29 protein-coding genes and 1 tRNA gene are annotated in these 21,444 nt (G+C 70.0%); 16 read left to right on the top strand and 14 right to left on the bottom strand.

The features are described from left to right. Complete coding sequence (locus BLT28_RS31835; RefSeq protein ID WP_030426981.1) at positions 1-891, bottom strand: UTP--glucose-1-phosphate uridylyltransferase; 891 nt, start codon at positions 889-891, stop codon at positions 1-3. A 37-nt stretch (positions 892-928) separates the two neighbouring features. On the opposite strand from BLT28_RS31835, the gene BLT28_RS31830 reads away from it, so the two are divergent. From BLT28_RS31830 to BLT28_RS31810, 5 genes are all read left to right on the top strand, one after another. Beyond that, a complete protein-coding gene (locus tag BLT28_RS31830; protein WP_231950494.1) occupies positions 929-1,513 on the top strand; it encodes a 5-formyltetrahydrofolate cyclo-ligase in 585 nt (194 codons plus the stop codon). A 96-nt stretch (positions 1,514-1,609) separates the two neighbouring features. Then, complete coding sequence (locus BLT28_RS31825; protein WP_030426983.1) at positions 1,610-1,930, top strand: FmdB family zinc ribbon protein; 321 nt, start codon at positions 1,610-1,612, stop codon at positions 1,928-1,930. A gap of 128 nt (positions 1,931-2,058) precedes the next feature. Then, a complete protein-coding gene (locus tag BLT28_RS31820) occupies positions 2,059-2,688 on the top strand; it encodes an SAF domain-containing protein (RefSeq protein WP_030426984.1) in 630 nt (209 codons plus the stop codon). A 49-nt stretch (positions 2,689-2,737) separates the two neighbouring features. After that, complete coding sequence (gene mscL, locus BLT28_RS31815) at positions 2,738-3,139, top strand: large-conductance mechanosensitive channel protein MscL (RefSeq protein WP_030426985.1); 402 nt, start codon at positions 2,738-2,740, stop codon at positions 3,137-3,139. Between the two features lie 80 nt (positions 3,140-3,219). Further along, positions 3,220-3,462: an Rv0909 family putative TA system antitoxin gene (locus tag BLT28_RS31810; protein ID WP_052406794.1), complete on the top strand. Its 243-nt coding sequence runs from the start codon at positions 3,220-3,222 to the stop codon at positions 3,460-3,462. Between the two features lie 48 nt (positions 3,463-3,510). Here the strand turns inward: BLT28_RS31810 and BLT28_RS41110 are convergent, their stop codons facing one another. The 5 genes from BLT28_RS41110 to BLT28_RS31790 form a co-directional block, all read right to left on the bottom strand. After that, the gene (locus tag BLT28_RS41110) at positions 3,511-3,687 is read right to left on the bottom strand and encodes a hypothetical protein (protein ID WP_169748555.1); all 177 of its coding nucleotides are present in this window, start codon (positions 3,685-3,687) and stop codon (positions 3,511-3,513) included. 1 nt (position 3,688) lies between these two features. Then, positions 3,689-4,186 (bottom strand): MogA/MoaB family molybdenum cofactor biosynthesis protein, encoded by a 498-nt coding sequence (locus tag BLT28_RS31805; protein WP_081899991.1) that lies wholly within the window; start codon positions 4,184-4,186, stop codon positions 3,689-3,691. Positions 4,187-4,339: 153 nt separating this feature from the next. Continuing rightward, positions 4,340-5,674, bottom strand: coding sequence for a trypsin-like peptidase domain-containing protein (locus BLT28_RS31800; protein WP_052406796.1), 1,335 nt, complete (start codon positions 5,672-5,674; stop codon positions 4,340-4,342). 75 nt (positions 5,675-5,749) lie between these two features. Then, positions 5,750-6,832 (bottom strand): galactose-1-phosphate uridylyltransferase, encoded by a 1,083-nt coding sequence (gene galT / locus BLT28_RS31795; RefSeq protein WP_030426989.1) that lies wholly within the window; start codon positions 6,830-6,832, stop codon positions 5,750-5,752. Then, complete coding sequence (locus tag BLT28_RS31790) at positions 6,829-7,635, bottom strand: DeoR/GlpR family DNA-binding transcription regulator (RefSeq protein ID WP_030426990.1); 807 nt, start codon at positions 7,633-7,635, stop codon at positions 6,829-6,831. Before BLT28_RS31790 ends, galT begins: the two co-directional genes overlap by 4 nt. Before the next feature lie 247 nt (positions 7,636-7,882). On the opposite strand from BLT28_RS31790, the gene BLT28_RS31785 reads away from it, so the two are divergent. Then, entirely contained in the window at positions 7,883-9,196 is a 1,314-nt protein-coding gene (locus BLT28_RS31785; RefSeq protein WP_052406797.1) for a glycoside hydrolase family 36 protein, read from the top strand. Here BLT28_RS31785 and BLT28_RS31780 read toward each other — a convergent pair. From BLT28_RS31780 to BLT28_RS31770, 3 genes are all read right to left on the bottom strand, one after another. Next, positions 9,193-10,569, bottom strand: coding sequence for a sensor histidine kinase (locus tag BLT28_RS31780; RefSeq protein WP_052406838.1), 1,377 nt, complete (start codon positions 10,567-10,569; stop codon positions 9,193-9,195). The genes BLT28_RS31785 and BLT28_RS31780 overlap by 4 nt on opposite strands. Positions 10,570-10,583: 14 nt before the next feature. Beyond that, positions 10,584-11,279 (bottom strand): response regulator transcription factor, encoded by a 696-nt coding sequence (locus BLT28_RS31775; protein WP_030426993.1) that lies wholly within the window; start codon positions 11,277-11,279, stop codon positions 10,584-10,586. A gap of 77 nt (positions 11,280-11,356) precedes the next feature. Further along, a complete protein-coding gene (locus tag BLT28_RS31770; RefSeq protein WP_030426994.1) occupies positions 11,357-11,959 on the bottom strand; it encodes a trimeric intracellular cation channel family protein in 603 nt (200 codons plus the stop codon). 62 nt (positions 11,960-12,021) lie between these two features. Here BLT28_RS31770 and BLT28_RS31765 point away from each other — a divergent pair, with 62 nt between their 5' ends. Together BLT28_RS31765 and BLT28_RS31760 are read left to right on the top strand one after the other, a co-directional pair. After that, entirely contained in the window at positions 12,022-12,489 is a 468-nt protein-coding gene (locus BLT28_RS31765) for a GNAT family N-acetyltransferase (protein WP_030426995.1), read from the top strand. Positions 12,490-12,512: 23 nt separating this feature from the next. Further along, complete coding sequence (locus BLT28_RS31760; protein WP_030426996.1) at positions 12,513-13,175, top strand: histidine phosphatase family protein; 663 nt, start codon at positions 12,513-12,515, stop codon at positions 13,173-13,175. 69 nt (positions 13,176-13,244) lie between these two features. Here BLT28_RS31760 and rpmF read toward each other — a convergent pair whose 3' ends face one another. From rpmF to mrf, 3 genes are read right to left on the bottom strand one after another with little or no spacing between them, the layout of a single operon-like run. Next, entirely contained in the window at positions 13,245-13,406 is a 162-nt protein-coding gene (rpmF, locus tag BLT28_RS31755; RefSeq protein ID WP_030426997.1) for a 50S ribosomal protein L32, read from the bottom strand. Continuing rightward, a complete protein-coding gene (locus BLT28_RS31750; protein WP_030426998.1) occupies positions 13,406-13,672 on the bottom strand; it encodes a type B 50S ribosomal protein L31 in 267 nt (88 codons plus the stop codon). Before BLT28_RS31750 ends, rpmF begins: the two co-directional genes overlap by 1 nt. Then, complete coding sequence (mrf, locus tag BLT28_RS31745; protein ID WP_030426999.1) at positions 13,669-14,895, bottom strand: ribosome hibernation factor-recruiting GTPase MRF; 1,227 nt, start codon at positions 14,893-14,895, stop codon at positions 13,669-13,671. The genes BLT28_RS31750 and mrf overlap by 4 nt, the downstream gene beginning before the upstream one ends. Before the next feature lie 105 nt (positions 14,896-15,000). Here mrf and rpmB point away from each other — a divergent pair, with 105 nt between their 5' ends. The 6 genes from rpmB (at position 15,001) to BLT28_RS31715 (ending at position 18,192) form a co-directional block, all read left to right on the top strand. Further along, positions 15,001-15,237 carry a 50S ribosomal protein L28 gene (gene rpmB / locus BLT28_RS31740; protein ID WP_030427000.1) on the top strand — a complete coding sequence of 79 codons (237 nt, stop codon included), beginning with the start codon at positions 15,001-15,003 and terminating at the stop codon, positions 15,235-15,237. Further along, on the top strand, positions 15,237-15,401 hold the full coding sequence (rpmG, locus tag BLT28_RS31735; RefSeq protein ID WP_030427001.1) for a 50S ribosomal protein L33: 165 nt from the start codon (positions 15,237-15,239) through the stop codon (positions 15,399-15,401). Before rpmB ends, rpmG begins: the two co-directional genes overlap by 1 nt. A gap of 1 nt (position 15,402) precedes the next feature. Further along, positions 15,403-15,708 (top strand): 30S ribosomal protein S14, encoded by a 306-nt coding sequence (gene rpsN, locus BLT28_RS31730; protein WP_030427002.1) that lies wholly within the window; start codon positions 15,403-15,405, stop codon positions 15,706-15,708. Between the two features lie 4 nt (positions 15,709-15,712). Then, positions 15,713-15,934 carry a 30S ribosomal protein S18 gene (gene rpsR / locus BLT28_RS31725; RefSeq protein ID WP_030427003.1) on the top strand — a complete coding sequence of 74 codons (222 nt, stop codon included), beginning with the start codon at positions 15,713-15,715 and terminating at the stop codon, positions 15,932-15,934. A gap of 13 nt (positions 15,935-15,947) precedes the next feature. Continuing rightward, the gene (bluB, locus tag BLT28_RS31720; protein WP_030427004.1) at positions 15,948-16,601 is read left to right on the top strand and encodes a 5,6-dimethylbenzimidazole synthase; all 654 of its coding nucleotides are present in this window, start codon (positions 15,948-15,950) and stop codon (positions 16,599-16,601) included. A 73-nt stretch (positions 16,602-16,674) separates the two neighbouring features. Next, positions 16,675-18,192, top strand: a complete 1,518-nt coding sequence (locus tag BLT28_RS31715) for a GGDEF domain-containing protein (protein ID WP_052406798.1) — start codon at positions 16,675-16,677, stop codon at positions 18,190-18,192. Positions 18,193-18,214: 22 nt separating this feature from the next. Here BLT28_RS31715 and BLT28_RS31710 read toward each other — a convergent pair whose 3' ends face one another. Together BLT28_RS31710 and BLT28_RS31705 are read right to left on the bottom strand one after the other, a co-directional pair. Beyond that, a complete protein-coding gene (locus BLT28_RS31710; RefSeq protein WP_030427006.1) occupies positions 18,215-18,862 on the bottom strand; it encodes a response regulator in 648 nt (215 codons plus the stop codon). A 166-nt stretch (positions 18,863-19,028) separates the two neighbouring features. Beyond that, entirely contained in the window at positions 19,029-19,679 is a 651-nt protein-coding gene (locus tag BLT28_RS31705; RefSeq protein ID WP_030427007.1) for a peptidoglycan recognition protein family protein, read from the bottom strand. Between the two features lie 143 nt (positions 19,680-19,822). Between BLT28_RS31705 and BLT28_RS31700 the strand changes: the two genes are divergently transcribed. Together BLT28_RS31700 and BLT28_RS31695 are read left to right on the top strand one after the other, a co-directional pair. Beyond that, a tRNA-Arg gene (locus BLT28_RS31700) sits at positions 19,823-19,898 on the top strand. 1,050 nt (positions 19,899-20,948) lie between these two features. Further along, positions 20,949-21,251: a hypothetical protein gene (locus BLT28_RS31695; protein WP_083383805.1), complete on the top strand. Its 303-nt coding sequence runs from the start codon at positions 20,949-20,951 to the stop codon at positions 21,249-21,251. The last annotated feature ends 193 nt before the right edge of the window (positions 21,252-21,444 follow it).

Below are 21,444 nucleotides of genomic sequence, written 5' to 3'. Positions count from 1 at the left end.
CTAGGATGCGGCAACGCGCCCACGGAGCCACTGCAACAGGCCGGGCCCATACGCGGGATCTTTCAGCGCGAAGTCGACCGCGGCCTTGAGGAAGCCCCCCGGGTTGCCGAGATCGTGCCGCTCGCCGCGGTGCACGACGACGTGCACGGGGTGCCCCTCGGCGATCAGCAGCGCGATGGCGTCGGTGAGCTGGAGCTCGCCGCCCGCCCCCGGAGTGATCCGCTTCAACGCGTCGAAGATCGCGCGGTCGAGCAGGTAGCGGCCGGGTGCGATCAGGTTGGACGGGGCGTCCTCGACCGCGGGCTTCTCCACCATGCCCTTGAGCCGCTTCACGTCCGGCTCGTCGGTGTCGTCGACGTCGAACACGCCGTAGGCCGAGACCGCCTCGCGCGGGACCTCGATGGCCAGCAGCACGCTGCCGCCGAAGCGCTCGCGCACCGCGGACATCGCGTCCAGCGCGCCGTTCGGCAGGATCAGGTCGTCCGGCAGCAGCACCGCGACGGCCTCGTCCGCACCGGTCAGGTTCGGCTCGGCGCAGGCGACCGCGTGCCCGAGGCCGAGTGCCTGCTCCTGGATCGCGACCTCGACGTCGAGCAGGCCCGGGGCGCGGCGGACCTTCTCCAGCAGCTCGGTCTTGCCCCGCTTCTCCAGCGTCGACTCCAGGTCGGGCGCGGGCTGGAAGTGCTCGCCCACCGACGCCTTGTCCGGCGAGGTGACGATCACCAGCTTGCTCGCGCCCGCCAGCGCGGCCTCTTCGGCGACCAGTTCGATCGCGGGCCGGTCGACAACGGGCAGCAGTTCCTTGGGCACGGACTTCGTGGTCGGCAGGAATCGGGTGCCGAGTCCGGCTGCGGGCACGATTGCGGTGCGGAAGGCGCTCGACGAGCTCATGGCCGGAGCCTATCCGGCGTGCCTAAGCTCACTTTTCGTGGCTTCCGAAGATCTCATCCGGCAGACGAAGAAGGCGTGGCGCACGCGGCTGCTGCACGGCCGGGGCGCCCTGCCGGATCAGGTCCTCGCGGAGCGCGCGGAGGCACTGGCCGTCACCCTCGGCGAGTGGGCGGCCGCCTACTCCGGCGGCACCGTCTGCGCCTACGTTCCGGTCGGCGCGGAGCCGGGTTCACCTGCGTTTTTGTCCTCCCTTCTCGACGCGGGCTGTCGTGTGCTGCTGCCCGTGGTGACCGGGAAGAACCCCCTCGCGTGGGCCGAGCACACGGGGAAGCTGCTGCCGGCCGCCTACGGACTGCTCGAACCACCAGGACCGCGCCTGGCCCCCTCCTCGATCGGCGAGGCGGACGCGGTGCTGATCCCGGCCCTGGCCGTGGACCGGCGGGGCACCCGGCTCGGACGCGGGGCCGGGCACTACGACCGCTCGCTGCCGCTCGCCCGGGCCGGGGCGCCCCTGGTCGCGGTGGTGCACCCGGAGGGGTTCGTCGACGAACTGCCGGGTGAGGAGCACGACATCCGGATGACCGCGGTGCTGGTCCCGCACGCCACCGTGAGAACTCTCTGACCGCGGGTGTTTGCGCTCGAGGGCGGGCGTGGCGCATCATCGTATTAGCACTCGTCACCGTTGAGTGCCAATGACGACAGTTCGCGGAGGGACGTCGTGCCGACCTACCAGTACGCCTGCACTGAGTGCGAGCACCGCTTCGAGGCGTTCCAGTCGTTCAGCGACAACGCGCTCACCGAGTGCCCGGAGTGCTCGGGCAAGCTCCGCAAGCTGTTCGGTTCCGTGGGCATCGTCTTCAAGGGGAGCGGCTTCTACCGCACCGACAGCCGGTCCGGCAGCAGCTCCACGGTCGGCGCCTCCTCTGATTCGTCGTCGTCCTCTTCGGACAGCAAGTCCACGTCCACTTCGGACGCGTCGAAGTCGACGTCCTCATCGTCGACCACGACCACGACGACGAAGGCCGCCGCGGCGTCCTGACGCCACCTGATCCCGGTAGTTGTCCACAACGGCACCGGTTGTCCACAGCTTCGCCCGCGGACGCCGGAAGACCGCCCATCGCCGCCTAGCGTCGAAGTCGCTGATCCACAACGACTTCGGGAGGCTCGATGGGCGGAACACTGGCACCTCTGCCCCGTGACCGGATAGGACGGCTGCTGCGTGGCCGCACCGTGGTCCTGCGCAGACTGCTGACGGCGATTCTCCTTGCGCTGGCTGCGTTCCTGGCCTGCGCGCCACCGGCCGAGAGCGTCAACGTCCTTGTGGCTTCCCGGGATCTGGCTCCTGGCGCGGTCCTGAACGCCGACGACGTGCGCGCGCACGCCTTCGCCACCGACTCGGTACCCGACGGCGCTCTCGCCGCGGCCACGCCGGTCGCCGGGCGATTACTCGTGGGCGCGGCGCGACGCGGTGAACCGCTGACCGACCTGCGCCTGGCCGGTCCGGCGCTCACCGGCTTGGTCACCGGCGACGCGCAAGCCGCGGCTGTGGCCGTGCGACCCGCGGACCCCGGCGTCGCCGATCTGCTCCGGGCGGGCAGCCGGGTGGATGTGATCACCCAGGATTCGGCCGTGCTCGCCGAGGACGCCGCGGTGCTCGCGGTTCGCAGCGAGAACGAGGGACGGAGCGTCGCCCACCGCGCCGACCGTCTCGTCGTGCTCGCCCTGACCAGGGAGGACGCGACCAAGGTCGCGGCGGCCGCGCTCACCCGACCGGTGGCGATCACGCTCCGGAAGTGACTGTTTACTCTGTGCGGGCCAAGCGGCAATGGACCAAAAAGGGGCAGCAGTGCTTAAGGGCTTCAAAGACTTCATCATGCGCGGCAACGTGGTCGAGCTCGCCGTCGCCGTGGTCATCGGCAGCGCGTTCACGGCGATCGTCACGGCGTTCACCACGGGCATCATCAAGCCGCTGATCAACTCCGTCGGCGGTTCGGACCCGGCGCAGGGGCTGGGCTTCCAGATCGTCGCCGACAAGCCGTCGACGTTCATCGACCTGGGCACCGTGATCAACGCGGCGATCAACTTCCTGATCGTGGCCGCGGTGGTCTACTTCGTCCTGGTGCTGCCGATCAAGAAGATCCAGGAACGGCGCGAGCGGGGCAAGGAGGCGGGCCCGTCGAAGCCGACCGACGTGGAGCTGCTGACCGAGATCCGCGACCTGCTGCAGGCCCAGCACTCGCAGCGCTGACGGCAATTCCTGCGGCGGTGTGCCGTCCTGGGTAGCGTCGGAGTCAGGACGGCACACCGCGGCGGCGGAGGGACGAGGCAATGGGTTTGCTGGACAAGGCCAAGGAACTCGCCAACCAGGCGAAGGAGAAGGTCGGCCCGCTCGCGGAGCAGGCCAGGGAGAAGGCGGGCCCGCTCGCGGAGAAGGCGGGCGGAGCCGCGGCGCGCGGCGTGGACCTGGCCGCGTCGAAGCTGGACAAGGCCACGCGCGGGAAGTACCACGACAAGATCGAGAACGTCAGCACGAAGCTGGAGAACGTGCTCGACCCCAATCGCCCGAAGTAGCGGCCGTTCCGCACCCACAGCGGGAGACCGGGTGCGGTGCGGAACGGGTCAGGCGTCGTGGTGGGGCGGGCGGTTCTCGTAGTACCAGGCGTCCGGGGTGCGGTCGGCGCGGTCACCGGGGTCGCGCTCGTCGGAGGTGGTCTCCGGGAGCACGTCGCCGAAGAGTTCGTCGAGCTTCCTGCGCCGCTCCGCGTCCTTCTTCGGATCGCCGCCCGCCCCGGCCATCTCAGGCCTCTTCGAGGCTGGACAGCTGTTCGATCACGTGCTGCACCAACGGGGTCAGGGTGGCCATGCCGTCGCGCACCGAGGAGCGGGACGCGGCCAGGTTGACCACGAGGGTGCTGCCGGAGACGCCGACGACGCCGCGGGAGATGCCCGCGTCCACCGCTCCTGCGGCCAGGCCGGAGGCGCGGAGGGCCTCGGCGATGCCCGGCAGCGGGCGGTCCAGCACGCCGACCGTCGCGTCCGGCGTGACGTCGCGCGGGGACACGCCGGTCCCGCCGACGGTGATCACCAGGTCGACGCCGCCGATCACCGCGGTGTTGAGCGCGTTGCGGATCTCCACGATCTCGCCGGCGACCGCGACGGTGCCGTCCACGATGAAGCCTGCTTCTTCGAGCAGCTCGGTGACCAGCGGCCCGGTGGTGTCCTCGTGCTCCCCGTGGGCCAGGCGGTCGTCGACGAGCACGACGAGGGCACGGCCGAGCTTCGCGGTGCGTTCCATGCGGATCACGTTAGTCGGCTCGAGGACGGCGTGCGTGGACGGTTCGGCGATCGGGTTCGGTTGCATGTGCGCTCTCCTGGGAGGGCCGGTCGGAACGGAGCGCGGGCCCCCGGCCCGAGGGCAGGCCGGGAACCCGCGTCCCTTCGAAAGAGGTCAGCCCCCGCTGAGCACCCTGCTGCCCAGCGTCAGCTCGACCTCGCGTTCGGCGCCACCGCTGCTGACGGTGACCTTGACCTTGGAGTTCGGGTTGTGCGAGCGGACCGCCGCGATGAGCGAGTCCGCGTCGCTGATCCGCCGGTCGTCCAGCTTGGTGATCACGTCACCCTGCTTGATGCCCGCCGCCTCGGCCGCCGAGTTCGGCTCGACCGTGCCGACGACCGCGCCGTTGGTCACCGCCGAGCGCGACCCGGCCTGCTGCTGCGACAGCGTCACCCCGAGCACCGCGTGGGTGGCCTTGCCGTTGGTGCGCAGCTCGTTGGCGATGCGGATCGCCTGGTCGATCGGGATGGCGAAGCCGAGGCCGATGGAGCCGCCGGACTGCTGCTGGCCACCGCTGGCCGTCTTGATCGCGGTGTTGATGCCGATGACCTTGCCGCTCATGTCCACCAGCGGACCGCCGGAGTTGCCGGGGTTGATCGCGGCGTCGGTCTGCACCGCGTCCATCACGGTGCTGTCGCCCGCCTCGTTGCCGGTGCGCACGGGGCGCTGCAGCGCGCTGACGATGCCGCTGGTGACCGTGTTGCTCAGGCCGAACGGGGCGCCGATGGCCACGACCTGCTGGCCGACCCGGAGGTTGCCGGAGCGGCCGAGCTCCACCGGGGTGAGCCCGGAGACGCCGTCGGCCTTCACCACGGCCAGGTCGGAGGTGGGGTCGACGCCGATGATCTTGGCGGGCGCGGTCCTGCCGTCCTTGAACTGGATGCGGATCTGCCCGCCCCCGGCGGCGGCCTCCTCGACCACGTGGTTGTTGGTGAGGATCATGCCGTCCGAGCTGAGCACGACGCCGGAGCCCGACCCGCTCTGGGTCTGCAGCTGCACCACGCTCGGCAGCACCTTCTGCGCGACGGCTTCCACGGTGCCCGCGGGAGCGGGGCTGTTGACGTTGCTGGCGTCGGGCCGGGGGGCGTCGAGCGCGTTGATCGAGCTGCCGTTGAGCGCGAGGTTGTAGCCGAGCACGCCGCCGCCGACGCCGCCCGCGACACCGCCGAGCAGCGCGAAGACGAGCGCACCCGCGACGAGCTTGCCGCGGCCGGACTGCGGCCTCGGCCGGGTGGGCACCTGCTGCTGGTGCCCCTGCATCGGGATGCCGAGTGGATTCGTCATGGCACCGTTGTCCTGCTGTGGGTGGGGCTGTCCTCCGTAGCCCGGGAAGGGCTGCTGGGGAGCGTTGGCCTCCGGCACACCCTGCTGCTGCGGGGTGTTGCCCTCGGTCGGCTGCTGCGGGCGCTCAGGCTGTCCGCCCGAGGCGCCGGAGGTGTTGTCCGTCATGGGAACCACTTTGGAGTGCTCACCTGAGAACAGGCTTAGACACGCCTGGGGTTCGCTTATGGATACCCCGTCAATTCACCCGGAACCGCGCAGGCGCTCGGCGATCTGCTCCGGGGTGACGTCGTTGACCCACACCGCCATCCCGGACTCCGAGCCCGCCAGGTACTTGAGCTTGTCGGCGGTGCGCAGCACGGAGAACACCTGCAGGTGCAGCCACGAGTGCTCGCGCCCGACGCGGACCGGCGCCTGGTGCCAGGCCGCGATGTAGGGCAGCGGCTTGTCGTAGAGCCCGTCGAGCCTGCCGAGCACGTCGAGGTAGAGGCGGCCGAAGTCGTCGCGCTCGGCGTCGCTGAGCGCGGGGATGTCCGGGACCTGGCGGTGCGGCACCAGGAGCACCTCGACCGGCCACCGCGCGGCCGCGGGCACGAAGGCGGTCCAGTGCTCGGTGGAGCCGATGACGCGGACCTCCGCGGCGCGCTCGGCGGCGAGCACGTCACCGAGGACGTGCCTGCCGTGCTCGGCGTGGTACTCGCGGGCGGTCGCCAGCATGCGCTCCGTGCGCGGGGTGACGAAGGGGTAGCCGTAGATCTGACCGTGCGGGTGGTGCAGCGTCACGCCGATCTCTTCACCGCGGTTCTCGAAGCAGAACACCTGCTCCACCCCGGGCAGCGCGCCGAGCGTGCTGGTGCGGTCGGCCCACGCCTCCACGACGGTGCGCACCCGCTCGGGGCTGAGCTTGCCGAAGGAGGACTCGTGGTCGGAGGTGAAGCACACGACCTCGCACCGGCCGAGCCCGCCGGCCTGCTCCACCATGGGCATGCCGTCCACAGTGGACGGACGTGCGGGAACGCCCTGGGCGAAGGACGGGAACCGGTTCTCGAAGACCACCACGTCGTAGCTCGACTCGGGGATCTCCGTCGGGCGCCCGGGCGAGGTCGGGCAGAGCGGACAGAGATCGGCAGGCGGCTTGTAGATGCGGGTCTGCCGGTGCGCCGCCATGCCGACCCACTCGCCGGTCAGCGGGTCGCGGCGGATCTCCGAGCGCGGGGCCTGCGCGGGCAGGTCGCGCGAGTCCACCGCGGTGCGCGGAGCGGTCTCGGTGTCGTCGAAGTAGATGATCTCGCGGCCGTCCGCGAGGTGGTTGCTGCTGCGCTTCACGCGCCGACCTCCGGCTGAGTCCTGCGGGCGGGAACGGGGGCGAGCACCAGTTCGTCGACGTGCTCGGCGAGGATCTCCCGCGCGCCCTGGTCAAGGCCCTCGTCGCTGACGAGCACGTGCGCCTCGTCGAGCTGGGCGATCGTGGAGATGCCGATCGTGGCCCACTTGGTGTGGTCGGCGAGCACCACCAGGTTGCTCGCGGCGTCGACCAGCGCGCGATCGGTCTCGCTCTCGTTGAGGTTCGGCGTGGTGAACCCCGCGTTCGGCGCCATCCCGTGCACGCCGAGGAACACCAGGTCCAGGTGCAGCGAGCGCAGCGCCTGCACCGCGACGGGGCCGACGAGCGCGTCCGACGGCGTCCGCACCCCGCCGGTGAGCACCACGGTCCGGTCGGTGCGCCCGCGCTGCTGGAGCACGTCGGCCACCCGGATCGAGTTGGTGACCACGGTCAGGTCGGCCACGTCGTCGAGGTAGCGGGCCAGCGTCCAGGTGGTGGTGCCCGCGGAGAGCCCGATCGCGGTGCCCGGGCGGACCAGTTCGGCGGCCATCGCCGCGATGGCCTCCTTCTCCGGCAGCTGTCGGACGGACTTGGCCTCGAAGCCGGGTTCGTCGGTGCTGCGGCCGGTCGCCGAGGTCGCGCCGCCGTAGACCTTCTCCACCTGTCCGCGCCGGGCGAGGGCGTCGAGGTCCCTGCGCACGGTCATGTCGGAGACGCCGAGCCTGGTCACCAGGTCACTGACCCGCACCGCGCCGGTCCTGCGCACCTCTTCCAGGATCACCGCCTGTCTTTGCCGCGCCAGCACCGCGCACCTCTTCCTCTCGACGGCTCCACCCGTCCAGCGTGACCCAGCTGGAGGTCCAACGTCAACACAGTCCAACATGAAGGTGTGTCCAACTGCGGCCCGCATACAAGATCAGATGCTCGCTGAAGAGCCGGAAAGGGCAGCAAAGTCGAATAAACCACGCCTAGCATGGTGACAGGGCGGCGTGTTCGAGTTCGTTCGGTGACGATTGGACTTGTGAACAAGCAAACAGAGAGGGCCGGCATCGATGGAGACCATCGCGGAGATCCAGACCAGCGACGAGACCGTGGTGCACGAGCAGGGTTGGCAGTCGTGGTCCCCGTCGACGACCTACCGGCTCGGCGCGGCCCCGCACCGCCCGGTGGACGAGGACAAGCGGTTGATCGCCTACCGGCACACGACCGCCCCCGCCCCCGGCACCTACTGCGGCGAGGGCTTGTTCGCCGTCGCCGAGGGCGACTCCGTCACGCTGTTCGCCGCGACGGACCCGACCGCCGAGGTGCCCACCATCCTCGCGGTGCGCGCGGGCGACCGCCTAGTGATCAGCGCCAACGGTTCGGTGGAGATCCGGCAGCACACCGGTGACATCCCCGGCGCGCTGGCCGCGTGGGCCGACGAGGTGTGCGCGCGGCTCGCGGTGCCGGCGCCGCGCCCGGCACCGACCGGCTGGTGCTCCTGGTACGAGTACTTCACCGACGTCACCGCCGACGACATCGTGGACAACCTGGAAGCGATGGAAGACCTGCAGCTGCCGATCGACGTGGTCCAGGTCGACGACGGCTACCAGCGCGAGGTCGGCGACTGGCTGGTCCCGTCCGGGCGCTTCCCCGACGTGCCCGGCCTGTTCGCCCACATCCGCGACCACGGCCGCCGGGCGGGGATCTGGACCGCGCCGTTCCTGGTCGCCGAACGCTCGGAGCTGTTGGCGGAGCACCCGGATTGGTTGGTGGGCAAGGAAAACCCGGTGCGCGTCGGGCACAACTGGGGTCAGCAGCTGTACGCGCTGGACACCACGCACCCCGGGGCGAGGGACTACCTGCGCACCGTGTTCACGACCTTCGCGGAGTGGGGCATCGACTATCACAAGATCGACTTTGTGTACGCGGGCGCGGTGCCCGGGCGCAGGCACGCGGGCGTGTCCGGGATCGAGGCGTACCGCAGCGGCCTGGAGCTGATCCGCGAGGTGATCGGCCCGGACGCCTACCTCCTCGGCTGCGGCGCCCCGCAGCTGCCGTCGATCGGCATGGTGGACGCGATGCGGGTGAGCCCGGACATCGCGTTGGAGTACGCGCCGGGATCGGGTGACCTGTCGCAGCCCGCCCAGCTCGGCGCGGTGCTCAACGGCGAGTCGCGGCGCTTCCAGCACGGGCGGTTCTGGGTGAACGACCCCGACTGCATCGTCGCCCGTCCCGCCGTCGAGCACCGGATCGAATGGGCCGAGCACATCAGCACCAGCGGCGGCCTGCGCGCGTCATCGGACGGCTTGCGCGGCTTGGATTCCTGGGGCCTGGACACCACGCACCGCCTGCTCGCCGAGCCGATCCCGTCGCACTTCGTCTAGCCGGGACGCCCCGGCAGCCAGATCGACATGAGCGCGCCGCCTTCGGGTGCGTGCCCCGCGGTCGCGGTGCCGCCGTGGCGCTCGGCCACCTGCTTGACGATCGCCAGGCCCAGGCCGGAGCCGGGCAGCGTGCGCGCCTCGGAGGAACGGTAGAACCGTTCGAACACGTGCGGCAGGTCCGCGTCCGCGATGCCGTTGCCCGCGTCGGCCACTTCGAGCAACCCGACGCCCTGACCGGCCTGGCGCAGCTCGACGCGGACGCGACCGCCCGGCGGGCTCCACTTGGCCGCGTTGTCCAACAGGTTCAGCGCGGCTCGCTCCAACGCGTTCGCGTCGCCGTCGAGCACCCACGGACGCAGGCTCGCGTCGAACTCCAGGTTCGGCGCGCGGCGGCGGGCGCGTTCCAGTGCGCGCTCCACGACGTCCACCATGTCCACCGGTTCGTGCACGACACCCGGGGCGTCGTCCCTGGCCAGCTCCACCAGGTCACCGACCAAAGTGGACAGTTCGTTGACCTGGGCGCGGACGTCCTCGTAGATCTCCGCCCGGTCCTCTTCGGACAGGTTCGGGGTGTCGACGCGCTGCGAGGCGAGCAGCAGCTCCAGGTTGGTGCGCAAGGAAGTCAGCGGGGTGCGGAGCTCGTGACCGGCGTCGGCGACGAGCCTCCGTTGCCGCTCCTGCGACTCCGAGAGCGCCGCGAGCATCGAGTTGAACGCCTGCGTCAGCCGCGCCAGCTCGTCGTCACCGGTGATCGGGATCGGTCGCAGCTCCGCGGTGCGCGCGACGTGTTCGGCCGCCTCGGTCAGCCGCTTCACCGGCCGGAGGCTGCCGCGTGCGACCGCGGTGCCCGCCGCGGCGGCGAGGAGGATGCCCGCGCCGCCGACCACGACCAGCACCACGCCGAGCCGGTTCAGCGTCGCCTTGGTCGACACCAGCGACTGGCCGAGGACCAGTGCGAGCCCGGGGCGGATGTTCACCGCCGCGATCTGGGTGTCGGTCTTGGTGTCGACCCGGCTGTTCGAGTCGTTCGTGCCGAGCGCCACCTCGATCTCGGCCCGGTCCACCGCGGGCGCGGTCGCCCGGCCGCCACTGCCGACCTTGAGCGTGAGGTGCCCGGTGCGGTCGACCTCCAGCAGCGCGACCTTCAGGCCGAAGACCTGGAACACGTCGCTGGGGAATCCCCCGAAGTCGCTCTGCGCGATGGCGGTGCTGACCGCTTCCCGCGCCTGGTCCTCCAGCTTGGTCTCCAGCTGGCTGTACAGGCTGGAGCGCACCGTGATGTAGGCGGCGAGGGAGACCAGGGCCACGGCGAAGCCCACCCCGAAGGCGGCCAGCGCGGTGATCCGGGACTGGAGAGAGAAGCGCTGGCGCATCCCGTTCGGGAGGGTCACGGAGCGGTCTCCCGGAGCACGTAGCCCACGCCGCGCACGGTGTGCAGCAGTCGCGGTTCGCCCGCGGCCTCGGTCTTGCGGCGCAGGTAGCCCACGTACACCTCGAGGGCGTTGCCGGAGGTGGGGAAGTCGTAGCCCCACACCTCCTCCAGGATGCGGCCGCGGGTGAGGACCTGGCGCGGGTGCGCGAGGAACAGCTCCAGCAACGAGAACTCGGTGCGGGTCAGGCTGATCGACCGGTCGCCTCGGCGCACGTCCCTCGTGCCCGGGTCCAGTTCGAGGTCGGCGAAGCGCAGGGTGGCGGCGGCCGCGCCCGCGTCGTCCTGGCCGGGCCCGGTGCGCCGGAGCAGGGCGCGCAGCCGCGCCAGCAGCTCCTCCAGCGCGAACGGCTTGGGCAGGTAGTCGTCGGCACCGGCGTCCAGCCCGGCGACGCGGTCGGACACGGCGTCCCGGGCCGTGAGCACCAGGATCGGCAGGTCGTCCCCGGTGCTGCGGAGCCTGCGGCAGACCTCCAGGCCGTCCAGCCGCGGCATCATCACGTCGAGCACCATCGCGTCCGGTCTGCTGGCGCCGAGCTGTTCCAGTGCCTGCACACCGTCGCTGGCCATCTCGACCTGGTAGCCGTTGAACTGCAACGACCGCCGCAGCGAGTCGCGTACGGCCCGATCGTCGTCGACAACGAGGATGCGCATGGACGTAGTCTTACCCGCTGCCCTGAGAAGTGCCTGAGAAGGTGCTGAACGCTGCCAAAATAGTCATTGCCGCGCAGTCACAGCTCGCGCGGCAGCGGCGCGTTCCACTTCCGCCACAGCCCCAGCACGCGGATCGCCACGATCAGCGTCGCCCCGGCGAGCACGGTCGGGCCCTGCGGCAGCCCGACGTGCCGCCCCACCACCACGACGACGGCGCCGAGCAGTGCGGCCACGGCGTAGATCTCCCGCTGCAGCACCACGGGAATCTCCCTGATCAGCACGTCGCGCAGGGCGCCGCCACCGATGCCCGTCGTCATCCCGATCAGGCAGGCGGTGTAGGCGGGCGCGCCCAGCTCCAGCGCGGTGATCGTGCCCGCAGTGGTGAACAGCCCGAGCCCCACCGCGTCCGCGAGCAACATCGCGCGCCGCAGCTTGGCCATGTGCGGGTGGACCCAGAAGACGACGAGGCCGGTCACCGCGGTCACCAGCAGGTAGCGCCAGTCCCGCAGGCTGGCAGGCGGGCTGACGTCGAGCAGCACGTCGCGCAGGATCCCGCCGCCGAGCGCGGTGGTCATCGCGAGGATCACCACGCCGAAGACGTCCAGGCGCGCTCGAACACCGGCGAGCGCGCCGGACGCGGCGAACACGGCGATGCCGACCAGCTCCAACACGATCAACACCCGGTGATCCTCCCTCAGGAAATCGCGTGCGGCGACGTGATGCTGACCGCCAGGATCGAGCGGTGGGCAACGAGATCACGCTGCGCCCGGCGCGCGCGGACGAGGCCGGTGCGCTCAGCGCGCTCGCACAGCGGTCGAAGGCGCACTGGGGCTACGACGCGGAGTTCATGGCGGCGGTGCGCGCCGAGCTGACCTACACCGGGGAACGCCTTTCGGAGAGCCTGTTCGTCGTGGCCGAGCGCGAGGGCGAGGTGCTCGGATTCTTCAGCCTCGACGGCACCGGGCCGCGCGGCGAGCTGGGCAACCTGTGGGTCGATCCGCCGCACATCGGCACCGGTATCGGCAGGCTCTTGTGGACGGACGCGGTGCGGACGGCCCGGAATATGGGATGGACGGAGCTCGTCCTGGACGCGGAGCCCTACGCCGAAGGCTTCTATTTCGCGATGGGGGCTCGGGAAATTGGGGTGGTTACATCAGGTTCTCTACCCGGTCGGACGCTGCGACAACTGATGTTCCCGCTGATGGAGTAGAGGAAAAAAGGCACGATGGACATGTGCGGATCATCCTGCTGCGACACGCGGAAAGCCTCGGCAACGTCGATGAGCTTGCCTACTGCCGCATACCGGACCACGCCCTGCCGCTGACCCCGCGGGGCGTGCAACAGGCGCGCGGCATAGCGCCGCGCATGCGCCGCCTGCTCGAGCCCGGTCCCGTCGCCGCGTACGTGAGCCCCTACCTGCGCACGCGGCAGACCTTCGAGCTGATGGAGCTGGGCAACCTGGTCGAACGGATAGTCCCCGAGCCCCGCCTGCGGGAACAGGACTGGGGCAACCTCCAGGACCCGGTCGACCAGGAGCGGCAGAAGCAGGAGCGGCACGCCTTCGGCCACTTCTTCTTCCGGCTGGCGCACGGCGAGTCCGGCGCGGACGTCGACGACCGCGTCGCGGGTTTCCTCACCGAGCTGGAACGGCGGGTGGACAACGACCCGGCGCACCCGAAGAACGTGCTGGTGGTCTCGCACGGGCTGACGATGCGTTTGCTGTGCCGCCGGCTCTTCAACTGGAGCATCGAATTGTTCGAATCGCTGTCGAACCCGCCGACCTGTGATTTCCGGGTCCTGGAACGGGACTCGACCGGCCGCTGGCACATGGATCGGCCCTTCACCCAGTGGCGCGAGTCCCCCGATGGTGAAACCCAGATCACCCAGGTGGCCTAGCTCCTTTCACACTGAATGAGTCATTGAGGTGGTTGAGCGCACTCAATGACTCATTCAGTGCGTACGGCCTCAGGGCAGGTAGCCGCGGCGGAACGCCTGGACGAGGTGCGGCGGGACGAGCACCGGCCGACCGTCCACGGTGATCGGCACCAGCGGCACGGGCGCGGCCTTCCACTGCGCCCTGCGGCTGCGGGTGTTGCTGCGCGACATGCGCCGCTTCGGGACGGCCATCAGCGACCACCGCCGCGGCCCGCGCGCTCGCCGTAGCGGCGGCGGAACTTCTCGACCCGCCCGGCGGTGTCGACCAGTCGCTGGTTGCCCGTCCAGAACGGGTGCGAGTCGCTGGTGACGTCGACGACGATCAACGGGTAGGTGTTGCCGTCCTCCCACTCCACGGTCTTGTCCGAGGTCGCCGTCGAGCGGGTCAGGAACGCCTTGCCCGTCGAGGAGTCCTTGAAGACCACCGGGTGGTACTCGGGGTGGATCCCGGTCTTCATCCTTCTTCCCTTCCTGTTCGCAGTGCCGAGTCCCGGTCGCCCGAGTCCTCGCAAGGGTCTGTGTGCCACTCGCCGAACGGGTCCTCGTACGTCCGCCACACGTCGGCGCCCTCGGCCAGTTCGGAATCGGTGAGCAGCGCATCGTGCAGCGCGGCCGTGATCTCCTCCGGCGACGCCAGATGCGTGATCACCACCAGCTGCTGCTCACGGTCGCCGTAGTAGGGGTCCCAGCGCAGCGAGGCCATGGCCACGCGCTCGGAGTCCACTTCGGACCAGTCCTCTCTGGTCGCCAGCCACGGCCCCGCGTCCGCGACGCGGAGACCGCCGCCCGCCGACTCCACCCAGAGCGCGGCGTCGGGCTGGCTCGCCACCCAGATCCGCCCACGGGTCCGCACAACGCCGTCCAGCAACACGTCCAGCGCGTCGTGCAGCCGTGCGGGGTGGAACGGCCTGCGCTCGTCGAAGAGCACGACGGAGATCCCGCAGTCCGGCTCCAACGGCGGCTGTCCGCGCAGCAACGGCTCGTGCGCGTCGCCGACCTCTCCCCTGCGGGCTCGCGGAGGAACCGCCGCGACCAGGGCGTCGAGGTCGAGCCCGGGCAGGTCGGCGCGCGGCAGTTCCGGCGCGAGCCGGTCCAGCACCGCGTCGGTCCGAGCCGCAGTCCACGCGTCCGGCGCGGACCCGCTCACCACCACCGCGTCGGCGAACTCCACCTGCGCCACGACGACCTGCGCGATGGTGCGCTCGTCGTCGGCGCTCGCCGACAGGCCCCGTTCGAACAGCGACTCCTCACCGATCGCGTCCGCGAACCACGTCGCCGCGTCGATCGTGTTGACCACCGCCTCGACGCGAAGGCGTTCGGTGGCGACCGCGCCGTCGACCACGACGTGGTGCAGCGCCCAGCAGACCGCCTCCGGTTCCAGCGCCGGGTCCAGGTGCAGCACGATCCGGCGCACGTCGGGCGCTTCGGCCAGCCGCAGCGCGACGGGCAGGAGGTCCTGGCGGAGCGTGCACGAGACGCATCCGTGTGCCAGCTCCAGCACCTCGGTCGCGGTGTACTCGCCGTGGGTCAGCGTCCGCCGCACCACGCCCTGCACCACCTCGCGGAGGTCGTGGTGGAGCACCGCGGTCGACGGGTCGGCGGCGGCCTGGCGGGCGACCTCGGCAACCGCGTCGGCGGCGAGGCCGGACAGCAGCACCACCGGCACGCGCTGATCAGTCACGTCGGCTCCCTTGTTGACAACGATTTCCACTTTCAACGACGGTCACGCTACCCTGGCTCCCGCCCTAACGAAAATCGGTATCGTTTTCATTCCCGAGGAGGCCCCGTGTCCGCCAGGTGTCAGGTGACCGGCCGCGAACCCGGCTTCGGCAAGCAGGTCTCGCACTCCCACGTGCGCACCTCGCGCCGCTGGAACCCCAACATCCAGCGCAGGCGCTACTGGCTGGCCAGTGAGAACCGGTGGATCTCGCTGCGGGTGTCCACCAAGGGCATCAAGACGATCGACAAGCGCGGGGTCGAGGCGGTCGTCGCCGAGATCCGCGCCCGCGGAGAGAAGGTCTGATGGCGCGCAACGACGTTCGGCCGATCATCAAGCTCCGGTCGACCGCAGGCACCGGCTACACCTACGTGACCCGCAAGAACCGGCGCAACGATCCGGACCGCATGCGGCTGACCAAGTACGACCCGGTGGTGCGCAGGCACGTCGAGTTCAAGGAGGAGCGCTGAGATGGCCAAGAAGTCCAAGATCGTCAAGAACGAGCAGCGCAAGCTCGTCGTAGCCCGCTACGCCGAGCGCCGCGCCGAGCTGAAGGAGATCCTGCGCTCACCGCGTTCCTCCGACGCCGAGCGCGCGGACGCCGAGCGCGAGCTGCGCCGCCAGCCGCGCGACGCGAGCGCGACCCGGGTCCGCAACCGCGACTCGGTCGACGGCAGGCCGCGGGCGTACTTCCGGGCCTTCGGCCTGTCCCGCGTCCGGCTCCGTGAGATGGCCCACGCGGGCGAGCTGCCCGGCGTCAGCAAGTCGAGCTGGTGAGGGCATGAAGCGAGTCACCGGGAAGAAGAAGCCCAACCTGCTCAAGCGCGAGGGCGTCGAGGAGGTCGACTGGAAGGACTCCGCGCTGCTGCGGAAGTTCGTCTCCGACCGGGGCAAGATCCGCTCTCGCCGGGTCACCGGCCTGACGCCGCGGCAGCAGCGCGAGGTCGCCAGGGCGATCAAGAACGCCCGCGAGATGGCGCTGCTGCCCTACGGCAACCGGTAGTAGCGTCGGCGCGGTGTCCGCACCGACCGAAGTCGCCGAGTTCTACGACGTGCTCTTCCGGCGCCGCGACGTGCGCGCCGAGTTCACCGGGGCGCCGATCGCCCCCGAGGTCCTCGACCGCGTGCTGGGGGCGGCCCACGCCGCCCCCAGCGTCGGCCTCTCCCAGCCGTGGGACTTCGTGCTCGTCCACGACCGCGACACCCGCAGGTCCTTCCGGGACCACGTCCAGGCGGAGCGCAGCGTCTTCGCCGCATCCCTGGAGGGCGAGCGCGCGCAGACCTTCTCCCGGATCAAGGTCGAGGGCGTGCTGGAGTCCAGCGTCGGCGTCGTGGTGACCTACGACGCCGACCGCGGCTCCCCCGCGGTGCTCGGCAGGCACGCGATCGCCGACGCGGGCCTGTTCTCGGTGTGCCTGGCGATCCAGAACCTGTGGCTGGCGGCGACCGCCGAGGGCCTCGGCGTGGGCTGGGTGAGCTTCTACCGCGAGGACTTCCTGCGCAGACTTCTTGGCATCCCGCAGCGCGTCCGGCCGGTCGCGTGGTTGTGCCTGGGGCCGGTCGAACGGCTCGCCGACACCCCTGATCTGGAGCGACACGGATGGCGTAGTCGGCTACCACTTCATGACGTTGTGCACCACGAGCGGTACGGGCAGCGACGGGAAAGGTAGCCTGTCGGCAGATCGCGCCTGGTGAGGGCAAGGACGGCGCGATCGGCCGGGGTCAGGGGATGCCGAGGGCGTAGTGGATCACGACGAGCCGCTGGCGGCGGGACAGATCCCGCGGCAGGACCGCGAGGTGCGGTCGCTGCTGGACTCCGGCCGTGTCGTCGAGGCCAACACGCTCTTCGACGACGTCGTCTCGCGCGCCCCCGCCGGGGGTGGTGACCGCTGGCGCAGGGCGACCGTGCTGGTCTACCGCGCGGTGGTCGCGTGGCGCCTCGGCCGCATCCCGCTCGCGCTCGAACTCGCCGCCGAGGGCTGGACGGAGCTGGACGCGGAGCGGCCGGAGGGCTCGGCGGCGGCACAGACCATCGGCATGCTGGGCTACCTGCTCGAAGGCATCGGCCACCGGCGGGCCGCGCTGGACATGATGCGCCTGTCCGTCCAGGTGGCCAGGGACTCCGGCCACGACCAGACCCTCGCCCACTGCCTGCAGCGGCTGGGCGGCACCCTCAACTTCCGCGCGGTCGACGCGCCCCCCGAGACCGCGCCGCAGATCTTCGGCGAGGCGGCGGTGCTGCTGGAGCAGGGCCTCGAACTGATCAGCGAGGGCTACGTGCACCGCGCGCTGCTCGGCGCCTACTCGCGTTCCCTGGCGGGCATCGGCGAGCTGGACCAGGCCGAGAAGACCGCCGAGCAGGCCGGTGAACTGGCCAGACGAGCCGAGGACTGGTGGGGCCAGGCGGTCGGCCACTGGGTGCTCGCCGTGGTCCAGCGCGAGCGCGGGGACCTGGCCGAGGCGCGCACGCTGGCCGCCCGCGCGGTGGCGGAGGCCGAGAAGATCAACGACACCTCGCTGCTGTTCCGGTTCTCCCTGGACCTGGCCGACATCTGCAATTCCCTCGGCGACTCCGTCGGCGAGGCGGAGGCGCTGCGCAGGAGCCTCAAGTCCAGCCGCAAGGCCACGGAGACGCTGCAGGAAGGACTGGGCCAGGCCCTGGAGCAGCGCAGGCTCGCCGTGCAGGCGCAGCGCCTGGCGATGGCGGCCCAGGAGGCTGCGGCGCGGGACCCGCTGACCGGGCTGGCGAACCGGCTCGGCCTGGAGCGCGCGGCACCGCACCTGCTGGAGCGGACCGCGGCGCGCGGACGGCTGCCATGGCTGGTGCTGGTCGACGTGGACTGGTTCAAGGGCGTCAACGACGACGCGGGGCACGCCGCGGGCGACGCTGCGCTGCGCGAGATCGCCCAGCTGCTGCGCCGCGAGTGCCGCACTGACGATCTCGTGGCGCGCTGGGCGGGCGACGAGTTCGTGGTGCTGCTCGTGGACACCAGCGAGGACCGGCACAACGTCGGCCCGGTCGTGGCCGAGCGCATCCGCGCCGCGGTGGACGACCACGACTGGTCGATGGTGCTCGGCAACATCAAACGGCCGACCGTGAGCATCGGCGTCGCGGCCGGACCGGCCAAGCTGGACCAGCTGTTCGCCGCCGCCGACATCGCGCTCTACCGGGCGAAACGCCAGGGCCGCAACCGGGTGGAGGTGCACCCCGGGGCGGACGGCACGGTGCTGGCGTCCGAGCAGCCCGTCGGCCTGGAGTGATCCAGACCGACGGGTCACCCGGTCAAGCGATCAACCCACCGCGGTACGCGACCAACGCGGCCTGTACCCGGTTCACCGCCCCGATCTTGCCGAGCACCGAGGACACGTAGCCCTTCACCGTGGCCTCGGACAGGTGCAGGGCACCACCGATCTCGGCGTTGGACATGCCCTGCCCGATCAGGGCGAGGACCTCCCGTTCGCGCTCGGACAGGGACCCGAGCAACGTGCGGGCGGGCTCGGCGGCGCGCTCCCCGTTGGCCACCGCGGCGAGCACGCGCGCGGCGACCCCGGGATCGAGCACCGCGCCACCGCGCGCCACATCGCGCACCGCCCGGACGAGCTGGGCGGGTTCGGTGTCCTTCAACAGGAAACCGCTGGCACCGAGGCGCAGGGCCTCGCTGACGTACTCATCTATGTCGAAGGTGGTCAGCATGGCGACCCGAGGCGGGTCCGGCAGCGCACGCAGCCGTCGCAGGGCGGACAGGCCGTCCGTGGTGCGCATCCGGATGTCCAGCAGGACCACGTGCGGGCGCAGTTGCCGCACCCGGTCCACCACCAGGCAACCGTCGTCACACTCCCCGACAACCTCGATGTCACCGGCACTCGACAAGATCATTCGAAGGCCGGATCGAACAAGGTCCTCGTCATCCACCAACAGAACTTTGATCACGGACGCCTCCCCGACTGACGCGTCGTGTTCATGGGCTTGTACCGATGGGCAGTATCACCCACCGGCGTTACGGTCCGGTTATCTCACCACGTCAGGGGCTCCGGCGCGACACCCACTCGGGGAACAGCGGCAAACGGAGGGTTACCGGCGACGAACTCCCGCCAGGTCAGCCCAGCAGCTTGGACACGTCCTGCCTCAGCTTTGGCAACATGCTGTAAAGCTTGTTGCCAGGACAGTCAGTCGCGTTGTAGTCACGATGGCCCTTGATGTTCGCCACCTTGATTCCGTACTGCTGGCAGATGTAGGCGCACATCGTCACCAGCGAGGCCCACAGCTGGTCCGGTGGCGTGACGGTGTGGTAGGTCCCCTCGTTCTCGATCCCGATGTGCGTGGTGTTGTGCCCACCGACGTGCGCGCCGAGCACGTGCTGCTTGCCGCCCTTGAGCGCGGACAGGCTGCGGTGCCGCCCCTCCAGGACGTGCCCGCCGCGGCTGATCGTGAACTGCTGCCCGCTGTCGATCCACCCGTTGCTGTCCATGTGGTGGTTCTGGATGGAACGGGCCATCGAGTAGGCGTGCGCCTTGCTGTAGTCCGTGGAGTTCGGGGTCTCGGTCTGGTGCACGATCAGCACCGTCGGCTTGTGGTCGAGCAGCTGCGGCGTCGACTTCGCGGGCCGCGCGTTCCAGCCCGCGCAGTTGGTGATGGCCGGAGCCGGGACGGCCAGGGCCGGCGTCGCGGTGTACAGCCCGGCGCCCACGGCCAGGCTCGCGCCCGCGACGCCGCGGAGCAGGGTGCGGCGGGACAGTTCGATCTCCATCGGAACCTCCGCAATTCGGAAACAACCTTTCCGAACTGTGGCTCGCGTCACGCTCTCGGGTCAATGCCAGCCCATCAACACCGTCGAAGCGGCCCACCCTCCAACCGGCTTGGCGGCGGTCGTATGATCTAGCCGGACTGCCCGCCCTCGTAGCTCAGGGGATAGAGCATCGGTTTCCTAAACCGTGTGTCGCAGGTTCGATTCCTGCCGGGGGCACCATCTCAAGCAAGCCCTGACCAGCACAAACTAGTCAGGGCTTGAACTTTTTCGTCCGCTGCGGTCCGCCGGCGCCCAGCCCGCTCCGCCGCCACCTTCGAACCAGACGGTGGACGTCCCGTGAGCCAAGCAGGCTTCCAGGCTGTCCATCCTCAGGCGAGCAGGGGGGCAGGCCAACTGCCCCCTCCTGCACCGCTCACACGTCACGCCGGTCAACGGCTCCGTTGGTAGACGCCCCCAGCATGACGAACAGTCGACGTCGGAGCGATGACCCGAACAGGGACGTACTTCACCAAGTCGCCCGGTCGTGGCACAGGGACCTGAGTCACCTCACCGTGTGGATCAGTGTTCACGATCAATCAACAAGCCATCCTGGCCCACCCGGAGAGTTCCTCCTGGACCCGGCAACTCCTCACCCTTCAGCTTGATTTCAAGATCAGAAATCTTCGACTCCTGCCCTGCCGCAGGCGACCAACCGCCTTGGTTGAATGATTCATTAACCATTGAGCGCCCGAGCGAAGAGCATTGTCGTCAAGGTTTCGAGGAAGACGCCCGATCGCTACGGGACTTCCGTTCATGCTCCCTGGGTCCGCCGCGCACTTCGCTCAGATCTTGAGCAGGAACGCCCCCGAGCACCCCGCCTGAGCTGCGGCTTCGGTTGCCGGAACCCCAGGCGTTCAGCCACAGGGATACAGCCGCATGTCGAAGGTCGTACGGCCAAGCAGCCAACGGCGAAGCCAGACGGGAGGGAAGTACTGTTCGCGGCAGAGGATTCGGAGGGAAATCTCTCCGCCTGAGTACCTGTGAAGCCATGAGTGCGCCTTGCGTCGCCAGTGCCTGTCACTGTTTTGCGCGACGTCGACAGTCTGCATCCGCCCGAGCTGACAGGAGGTCAGGTCGGGGCGTTGACCAGCACCTATGGGTTCACCATTATCCCAAATTCACAGGGACACAACACCCGGCGAGATGGCGGGACTTCTACCCTGGCCGACCTGTCAGGCTCCCTGTCTTGAATGAGGTTTCCGGATGCTTTCCCGCCAGTTCACTGTTGCCATGCTTGTTTCGACGGCCGTCGCGGCCAGTTCCCTCTTGGCCTCGGTCGGCGAGGCCGAAGCCGCGACGTGCGGCAACTACACGCGGTCGGTGAGCGGCGGCGTGGAGTACATGTACAACAACTGCGCGCCCAAACCTTTTCGGCTCAACGTCATGACGGGCAACATGGCCGTGGGCTGGCGGCACGACCACTACAAGTGCGTTGCCGACCACGGCACCGTCAAGCTCGGTTTCGTCGCCAACGGCTCGACCGGTCCGGGAGGCGCGTACGAGTACACCGCCCGCACCGACGGCAACTGCTGAGCACGGATCGGCCCCTCACCGGAGAAACCCGGTGAGGGGCCGATCTTTGCACAGGGACGCGCATCGAACTCCGAGGTTGCTCGCACGAGCAGAATTCGGACAGCCACGAAAAGAACGACTTCACCCCATCAGTGTCTTCTCGCCCCGAAATGGAATCGAGGGGCCGTGCTCAATACTATTCTCAGCGCGTTGC

Origin of the sequence: Allokutzneria albata (assembly GCF_900103775.1) — a bacterium.
GTDB lineage: Bacteria > Actinomycetota > Actinomycetes > Mycobacteriales > Pseudonocardiaceae > Allokutzneria > Allokutzneria albata.
Note: the sequence above shows the minus strand (reverse complement) of the source record. Positions and strands in the feature narration are given on the sequence as shown.